This is a genomic window from Streptomyces desertarenae (genome assembly GCF_042681365.1).
Classification (GTDB): Bacteria; Actinomycetota; Actinomycetes; order Streptomycetales; family Streptomycetaceae; genus Streptomyces; species Streptomyces desertarenae.
In genome coordinates, this window is record NZ_JBHUFU010000046.1 from 1 (window position 1) to 915 (window position 915).

The following is a 915-nucleotide window of genomic DNA, read 5'->3' on the forward strand; positions in this document are numbered from 1 at the left end:
GGTACCTTTTATCCGTTGAGCGACGGCCATTCCACAATGTACCGCCGGATCACTAAGTCCTGCTTTCGCACCTGCTCGACTTGTAAGTCTTGCAGTCAACCACACTTTTACCTTTGTGCTCTGCATATGGTTTCTGACCATATTGAGTGTAGCTTTGAACGCCTCCGTTACTCTTTAGGAGGCGACCGCCCCAGTCAAACTACCCACCACGCACTGTCTCCTTCCCAGATAAGGGGAACGGGTTAGAAAATCAATTTAGCAAGGGTGGTATTTCAAGGTTGACTCCACTAGAACTAGCGTCCCAGCTTCAAAGTCTCCCACCTATCCTACACATGCTAAACCAATTTTCAATACGAAGTTATAGTAAAGCTCCACGGGGTCTTTTCGTCTTGATGCGGGTAACCAGCGTTTTCACTGGTACCATAATTTCACCGAGTCCAATGTTGAGACAGTAGGGAGATCATTGCGCCTTTCGTGCAGGTCAATAATTAGTTGACAAGGAATTTCGCTACCTTAGGACCGTTATTGTTACGGCCGCCGTTCACCCGGGCTTCACTTTAATGCTTTGCGTAAGCTAACATCTCCGTTTAACCTTCGGGCACTGGGCAGGCTTCACCCTCTATACGTCGTTTTACAACTTAGCAGAGAGCTGTGTTTTTGATAAACAGTTGCCCCCCCTATTTTCTGTGGCCTATTAAAAATAGGCGCCCCTTCTCGCGAACTTACGGGGTTATTTTGCAGAGTTCCTTAACATTGGTTTTCTCGCTCGCCTTAGAATACTCATCTTGGGAACGTGTGTTCGTTCTCGGTACAGGTTGATAAAAAATTAACACTAGAAGCTTTTCTTGGAAACATGAAATCATTCAATTCGTTACTCGACCGAAGTCTTCACTATGCATCACAACTCAAGATTAT

The 915-nt window shown here is 45.7% G+C and carries 1 rRNA gene; it reads right to left on the reverse strand.

Annotated features, from left to right (window positions below):
• Positions 1-915: ribosomal RNA gene (locus tag ACFSJS_RS27890) — 23S ribosomal RNA — on the reverse strand; the annotation flags it as partial.